At 48.5% G+C, this 6774-nt stretch carries 8 protein-coding genes; 5 read left to right on the plus strand and 3 right to left on the minus strand.

Annotation, left to right across the window (positions count from 1 at the left end):
* Window positions 1-326: 326 nt before the first annotated feature.
* The 3 genes from RYL88_RS10535 to RYL88_RS10545 are packed head-to-tail and all read right to left on the minus strand — an operon-like array spanning window position 327 to window position 2419.
* On the minus strand, window positions 327-1628 hold the full coding sequence (locus RYL88_RS10535; RefSeq protein ID WP_314991139.1) for a UDP-N-acetylmuramoyl-L-alanyl-D-glutamate--2,6-diaminopimelate ligase: 1302 nt from the start codon (window positions 1626-1628) through the stop codon (window positions 327-329).
* Entirely contained in the window at window positions 1612-2157 is a 546-nt protein-coding gene (locus RYL88_RS10540; protein WP_314991140.1) for a histidine kinase, read from the minus strand. The genes RYL88_RS10535 and RYL88_RS10540 overlap by 17 nt, the downstream gene beginning before the upstream one ends.
* Window positions 2150-2419 (minus strand): NifU family protein, encoded by a 270-nt coding sequence (locus tag RYL88_RS10545; protein ID WP_295141213.1) that lies wholly within the window; start codon window positions 2417-2419, stop codon window positions 2150-2152. The genes RYL88_RS10540 and RYL88_RS10545 overlap by 8 nt, the downstream gene beginning before the upstream one ends.
* 182 nt (window positions 2420-2601) lie before the next feature.
* Here RYL88_RS10545 and RYL88_RS10550 point away from each other — a divergent pair, with 182 nt between their 5' ends.
* The 5 genes from RYL88_RS10550 to RYL88_RS10570 form a co-directional block, all read left to right on the plus strand.
* A complete protein-coding gene (locus tag RYL88_RS10550; RefSeq protein WP_314991142.1) occupies window positions 2602-3843 on the plus strand; it encodes a hypothetical protein in 1242 nt (413 codons plus the stop codon).
* A complete protein-coding gene (locus RYL88_RS10555; RefSeq protein ID WP_314991144.1) occupies window positions 3819-3950 on the plus strand; it encodes a hypothetical protein in 132 nt (43 codons plus the stop codon). The genes RYL88_RS10550 and RYL88_RS10555 overlap by 25 nt, the downstream gene beginning before the upstream one ends.
* 14 nt (window positions 3951-3964) lie before the next feature.
* Window positions 3965-4819 carry a hypothetical protein gene (locus RYL88_RS10560; protein WP_314991145.1) on the plus strand — a complete coding sequence of 285 codons (855 nt, stop codon included), beginning with the start codon at window positions 3965-3967 and terminating at the stop codon, window positions 4817-4819.
* Between the two features lie 47 nt (window positions 4820-4866).
* Window positions 4867-5571, plus strand: coding sequence for a hypothetical protein (locus RYL88_RS10565; protein WP_314991147.1), 705 nt, complete (start codon window positions 4867-4869; stop codon window positions 5569-5571).
* A 203-nt stretch (window positions 5572-5774) separates the two neighbouring features.
* On the plus strand, window positions 5775-6774 hold a 1000-nt coding region (locus tag RYL88_RS10570), incomplete at its 3' end, for a polysaccharide lyase family 1 protein (RefSeq protein ID WP_314991149.1).

The following is a 6774-nucleotide window of genomic DNA, read 5'->3' on the forward strand; positions in this document are numbered from 1 at the left end:
TGGCGTCCGTCACGCGCGCGCGGTGGATTTTGCTTGATAAAATTTCGATTTTCATCGGCAGTCCTTTGTGTTTTTGGGAAAATTATACTATAAATTTAGCCGCAAAAAGCAACTTTATATAGCCGCGGTGATTCGCTTTTGCTTGCTTGCCGCGATAAAATTAGGAGTTAAATTTGCGATCAAATTTGATTTTAGAGGCATTTACGCGAGCGATAAAAACTGCGATAAGTTTGACGCCGCTCGGCAATAAAATAGAAATTTAGACGCAAACAAAGGCAAATTTTACTCGAATTCACCCTTGCTTCGTCGCCGTTTCGTTCGTAAATTTAGGCGCGTTCGTTCAAAAGTTCACGCACGACCTCTTTGTCGCTAAACGGATATTTCACGCCCTTGATCTCCTGATAGGTTTCGTCGCCCTTGCCTAAAATCACCAAAATTTCATCCCGCGCGAGGCTTTCAAGCGCGTATTTTATCGCATCTTTGCGGTTTGCGATACATTTTACGCGCTCGTTCATCTCTAGGCCGCCGCAAATCTCGGCGATGATGCTTTCAGGCTCTTCGCTGCGGGGATTGTCGCTGGTGACGACGAGTCTTTGCGCGTATTTTTGCGCTATTGCGCCCATTTTAGGGCGTTTGGTGCGGTCTCTATCGCCGCCGGCGCCAAAAACCGCGACGATTTTGCGATGGCGCAATGCATTTAGCACCTTTTCGATGCCGTCCGGAGTGTGCGCGAAGTCCACGATCACGAGCGGCTCGCGGCTCACGACCTCCATGCGCCCCTCGACGCCCTCAAACCCTGCCGCGGCGCGCGCGATCTCATCTAGCGGCCGATCCGTCAGCGTTGCGACGCAAGAGACGGCTGCGATAAGGTTGTAGAGGTTAAATTCGCCGTGCAAATTTGAGCTTAGCGCCATTTGCCCGCGCGGGGTTTTTAGCATTGCGCGTATGCCGCCTTCTAGCGAGTACTCGCCGGGTGCAAAGTCCGCGTCCGCGTGGAGCGCGCTAAGTGAATATGTTAGGGCGTTTGCGGGATTAAATTTGATCCCGCCGCGGTCGTCTATATTTATGAGTTTTGGCGCATCGTCTGCGAAAAACTCGCTCTTTACGCGCGCGTACTCTTCAAACGTGCCGTGGTAGTCGAGGTGGTCTTGGGTCAAATTCGTAAAAATTTTCATCGCAAACGATAGGCTCTCGATACGTTTTTGTGCGATGGCGTGCGAGCTAACCTCCATCACGAAATACTCGCAACCGTGCTCGCTAGCGGCCTTTAGGTAGCTAAGCGTGCGTAAAATTTCGCTCGTCGTTAGCGCCTTATCATCGATGCGTTCGCCGTTTATAAAAGCGCCGCGAGTGCCGCACAGGCCGCATCCGTAGCCTAAATTTAAGAGCGTAGCGCAGATGGCCGCCGCGGTCGTGGTCTTGCCGTTCGTGCCCGTGATGCCGATGATTTTTATGTTCTCGTCGATGCCTAGTAGTCGCTTGCACTCGCTCAAATTTATGATTTTTGCGCCCTTTGCCAGGGCACCAGCTTCAAATTTGGCGTTCGTCGCCGTTTTTACGAAATAACAACCCGCCTCGCAAACGCTAGAGTTATCGGTAACAAAGCCTTCTTTAACGTAAATTTTCATTCTGCGCCCTTTCGTTGATTTCGCGAGCCAGCGCGCTTAGCCGTTCGTCGCCGGCAAACATCACGGCCGCGGTCTCGATGTAGCTTAGCCCCATTTCTATAAAGCCGTTTTTGATAAGATTTTGCAAAAACTCTAGAAAATCGTCGCGGTTGTCGATCATCACGCGCGTGGAAAACATAATGTCCTCAAAGACGCTTTTAAACCCGCCGCGCCTGACCGCATCCATAAAATCGGCGTAGCTGATGGCGTTTTGCTCCTCGTGATCCTCGTCTTCGTCGATTTTTGCCTCAAGCGCGCCCAAAATTTCGTCCAAATCCGCAGGACTCATGCCTAATTTATCTTTCAGCTTAAATATCTCAAAAAGCGTCATCGCCTCGTCGCGGCGGGTTTTAGCAAGCGAGCAAAGCGTGATGAGAAAGAGTAGTTTTTCGTCCGGCTTTTTTTCGTAAGCGAGCGAAAAATAGCTCGCGGCGGCGTCAAATTCGCCCTTGTTAAACGCTCTTAGCCCTGCTTTCTTGTAATCAGTCAAATTTAACTTCCTCGCCGATAGGGATGTTTACGACGCTAAGTTCGGGGTGGATATCCGTGCGTAACTGGCGCTCGATGCCGTATTTTAGCGTAGTAGTGCTAGCTGCGCAGCCGTGGCAGTGGCCGGTGAGGCGGACGTAAATTTTGCCGTTTTTGATGCCTAGCAGCTCCATGCCTCCGCCGTCGTTTTCAAGCATCGGCATAACCTTTTGCAAGCTCGCTTTTACGGGCTTTAAAAGCTCTTCGTCGGTAAATGGAATCATTTTTCGCCTTTTAAATTTTTTTGGAGTATTATAGCAGATAAAATTTTAAATGCGCTACGCCGGCTCGTTTGAAATTTAACTCGTTCTAGCGCGAGCGGCGATTAAATTTAGCCTTTTTGCCGCATCTTTGTTTTTTATGTTTAAAATTATATAATCGCTTAAATTTATTTTAAGGAGAATCTATGAAAAAAACTGCCTTGTTGCTAGCCGCGCTTTGCGCGTGCGCTCTAGCCAAAGACTACGAATACGCGCTTGAAAGCACGTCGCAAAAGATATACGAAGAGCCGGCTCTTAGCTACGTTACGCGCCAAATTTACGACGCCAAAGCGCGTAAAACGCAGGTCGTTACCGAGTCCGAGCTAAAAGACGGCGGCAAAAATAGATACAAAGAATTAAGCTACTTCGGCAAGGACGGCGAACTGGTTAAATTTTACGCCTATGATTATGATTTCAAGGCTGAAAAATGGCGCAAGATAAACGAATATAAAGCAAGCCTTAAAAACGGAGTATCTACGCAGGAGACGACGGGCTACGTCCGAGGCGTTAAAAACGCTAGCAAAACCGTCTCAAAACGCGCAAACGGCGTATACGAAGAGACCGGATACGAACTAAAAGCGGGCAAATGGCAAAAGTCGTCTCTTGCTCGCGCTACTTATAACAGAAGCGGTCAAAACGAGCTAACCGTTTATAGCGTTTGGGACGGCGCGAAATGGCAGCCTAAAGAAAAAATGCTCTATCTCTACGACGTAAACGAGCAGCCTATAGGTTATGAAAGGTCGCTGTTTGAAAACGGCGCGTGGATACCGTCTCAAAAAGAGATCATTGCAGGCGACGTTCGCGGTAAATACGAGCGCGTAAGCAGCGTCTACGTAGACGGCGCATGGCAAAACTCGCAGATGTCTAGGCACGAGGCCGCAAACGGCAAGGACGTGACGATAACTTTGGTCTGGGATAACGAGAAAAAAGAGTGGAAAAACAGCTACAAAGACGTGATCGTAGTTAGCGGCGCGGACTTTGAGACGGCGGCGTTTTCGTGGGATAACGAGAAAAAAGAGTGGAAGCAAGAGTTTTCTAGTCGCAACGTCTACGATAAGTCTGGCGAGCGTCTGCTTACGCAGCGATACGGCGCTAAAGACGGCGACAAAAAGCTAGTCTACGGCTACGATACGCGCGGCGATAACGTGAGCGTAGACGTCTATGGGCTAGTTAGCGACGCAAACGGTAAAAGATGGGCGCAAAAAGAGCGCATCGAGGCGACTTTTGATAGCGATATACTAGCTGACGACGTAGTATACGGCGGCTCGCTGATGTCCTTTGATATGCAAAGTAAGCATGCGATGACCGCTTATAAAAGATACGTTTTTACGGACGGCAAGCCTAAACTAGCCCAAGAGCGCGAATGGAAATACAAAAGGCTAAAATAAATTTAGTCGGCGTTTGGGCGTTAAATTTAGCCTTTGCTAAATTTAGGCTTTTGCCGCGCCTTGAAGCTATGATTTGGGCCCTAACGCGAAGGTATCTAAAAAACTAAAATTTAGGAAAAATATGCAAAATTTAGAGCAAATTTTAGCGTCGCTAGACGAGAGCGCGCAAAAGGTTTTGGTTTTAGGAGGTGCAAAGCACCCCGTTTGGGACGATGCGAACGAGGTTTTCGCGCTAGCTACGAGGCAAATTTTAGACAAAAGCCTAGGGCGACAAGAAGGCGCGGATTACGGCGGGACGGTTAAATTTTACGGTGCCCTTCCGCTTGCTTTTATCGGCGTACATACGCGCATAGTGCGAAGAAGCATAGGATTTTTACTCACGCAGCGGCATCTTTTGGTTAAATTTGACGCCTCCGCCGCAAACGCGGACGAAGTAGCCGCGGCGTTTAGGCTAGGCGAGCATTCGCCTGACGAGCTGGAAAATCTCGCGTGGCAAGAGCTAGAAAAATGCAAATTTGAAATCGAGGACGAGATGAAAGCGGCGATGAAAAGGGCGCTAAAAGCGGTCTTGCGAGCGGTTTTCGAGGAGGGCGTTAAGGCCCAGGAGCGCACGATCGCGGATAAAATTTTGGAGCTTGAGCTGGGTGAAGCGCTAAAAACGCCGCTTGACGAGACGAAGCTGCTATCAAAATCGCTTAGCGTTTTTAAGCCCGTCTCGCCGATACTTCACAGCCTTGACCGCTCGCTTTTTGGTAAGCCTTACGGAGTGATACTAGACGAGCGCGGACTCATTAGCCGCGAGCTGATGGAAGAGCCCGTTTTTAGCTCGTGGGACGAGATCAGGGGTGCGCAGATCGAAGTAAAAGAGGATGCCGTAATAATCGGCGAAAAAGAGCATAAGATACCGTTTGAGCTAAAAGATAAAAAGGAAAATTTCGCCGAGTTTTTAAAATTTACGGTGCAAGCTAGGGCGTAAATTTGGCGCGTTTTTGATCGGATTTGGGTGCAAATTTAAGGAAAAATATGAAAAATTTGCTGTTAGGCGCGGTCGCGGTCTGGGCGTTTTGCGGTTGCGCAGGGCTAAAGCCTAGCGCGGACAAGGACGTCGCTTTAATTGGCGTGCCCGAGGAAAACTGGACGAGATACGAGGATACGGACGGCGCGCTAAAAGAGGTCGCGTTTTTCACGGCGTTTTTCTCCGAGCGGTTTCGCGCGTCTTTTAAAAACGGCGAAAAGATCGGCTTTACGCTAACCAAGCAAGAGGGCAAAAAGCTGCCCGTAATGCTGGGCGACATGTATAAGGCCGAGGACGGCGCGTTTACGGTCGCAGGCCTGGACACGGGGGAGCGCGAGTGGAGCGGCGACGAGAAGCTTCGAAGGTCGAGGCGGATCAAAATTTACGAATTTAAAGAAGGCTCTGTCAAGGTAACGGATTATGGGGCAGAGGGCGGCGTCTGCGAGGCGTTTTACGCGGGCAAAAAGATAAGCATGGCGAGCGTAGAAAGCCGCGACAGCGAGGATGCGCGTGAAATTTTGATCGTGCGAACGCGGGGCGAAATCTCGCTTGAAGTCGTCAAAATTTTTAGCTCGCAAGAAAACTCTTCGCCGCAAAACTCGATCGCCTCGTACGAAAAAGGCTTGCGCGGCGCGCAAGCTAATAAGGAAACGCTAATCAAGCAAGCCCAAACGCTAAAAAACATCGTCTGCGCTGGATTTGAGAAAAATTAAATTCGGGTTTTGTCGGCTAAAAACAGGCGCGTCTTTGCGTAAGCGAAGTGGTTTGCGCGTTTTGCAAGGTACTCGCCGCTCAATTTCGCTTTTACTAAAAATTTATAAAAGTCTTACGCTAAATTTAATGAGCCAAAATAAAATTCGGCAGCAATCTTTACAACAGAAGATCAAAAATAAAAGCCAAATTTGGGAGGCTAAAGATGTTTAAAAAGATATTGTTTCTCGCTGTTGGTGCGTTATTTGCATTTGGTGCTCTAGCTCAAGCAGGCGAGATAAAAGCAAGCGACTCGCCCTTTGGTTACGCTAGCATTGGTGCAGAGCAAAATTTTGGCGGATATGCCGGCAAAGAGAGTAAAGAAGTCGTCGTAAAAGACAGGCAAGAGCTCGTAAAATACGCTCAAATGGGTGGTTACGTCATCTATGTGGATGGGCTCATAGACCTTAGCGAAGGCAAGATCCCACAAAATGGCAATAGCGATGGGCTGGATAAATTTATAAGTGAGATTAGCGGTGGCGAGTTTAGCTCTTATGCCAAATTTATGCAGGCTTACGGCGCTTCATGCCGTGCAAATTTAGACGGTTCGCAAGATCCAAAGTTAGCAGCGCTTCGCAAAAATTTAGCCAACGAGTGGAAAAAGCTCATCGTAGTGCCGGTAGCTATCAACACCACAATAATCGGCTTAGGCGAAAACTCAGGCATAAAAGGCGGCTCGCTTTTGTTAAAAAATGTCCAAAATATCGCGATCCGCAATATTAAGATCGAAGATGCTTTTGATCCATTTCCAGATATACAAAAAAATGACGGCTTTAATGCGCAATATGACGGCGTCAGCATAGAATCAAGCAAAAACATCTGGGTAGATCACTGCCATTTTAAGGACACGGTCGAGCTTAGTCATGTGCATTTAGCAGGCGGAGAGCTTACCAAATGGCAGACTTACGACGGACTATGCGACGTCAAGGGAGACAGTGCGGCTATCACGATCTCGCACAACATCTTTGAAAACCATGACAAAACGATGTTAATTGGCTCAAGAGACTCTGATGGCAGCAGCGAAACAAGGACTATAACGGTCGCTCATAACGTTTTTGACAACTGCGCGCAACGCCTACCTATGGCACGCAATGCAAAGGTGCACGTCTATAACAACTTTTATGACTCAAAAGATGGCTTTTATGACCAAAAATACGCCATTGGAG

It is taken from the genome of uncultured Campylobacter sp. (genome assembly GCF_963517995.1).
Lineage (GTDB): Bacteria > Campylobacterota > Campylobacteria > Campylobacterales > Campylobacteraceae > Campylobacter_A.

Bases quoted from the DNA above. Each gene is read 5' to 3' on its own strand.
- RYL88_RS10550 (WP_314991142.1), top strand. From the start codon at position 2,602: ATGAAAAAAACTGCCTTGTTGCTAGCCGCGCTTTGCGCGTGCGCTCTA.
- RYL88_RS10545 (WP_295141213.1), bottom strand. From the start codon at position 2,419: ATGATTCCATTTACCGACGAAGAGCTTTTAAAGCCCGTAAAAGCGAGC.
- RYL88_RS10535 (WP_314991139.1), bottom strand. From the start codon at position 1,628: ATGAAAATTTACGTTAAAGAAGGCTTTGTTACCGATAACTCTAGCGTT.
- RYL88_RS10555 (WP_314991144.1), top strand. From the start codon at position 3,819: ATGGAAATACAAAAGGCTAAAATAAATTTAGTCGGCGTTTGGGCGTTA.
- RYL88_RS10560 (WP_314991145.1), top strand. From the start codon at position 3,965: ATGCAAAATTTAGAGCAAATTTTAGCGTCGCTAGACGAGAGCGCGCAA.
- RYL88_RS10565 (WP_314991147.1), top strand. From the start codon at position 4,867: ATGAAAAATTTGCTGTTAGGCGCGGTCGCGGTCTGGGCGTTTTGCGGT.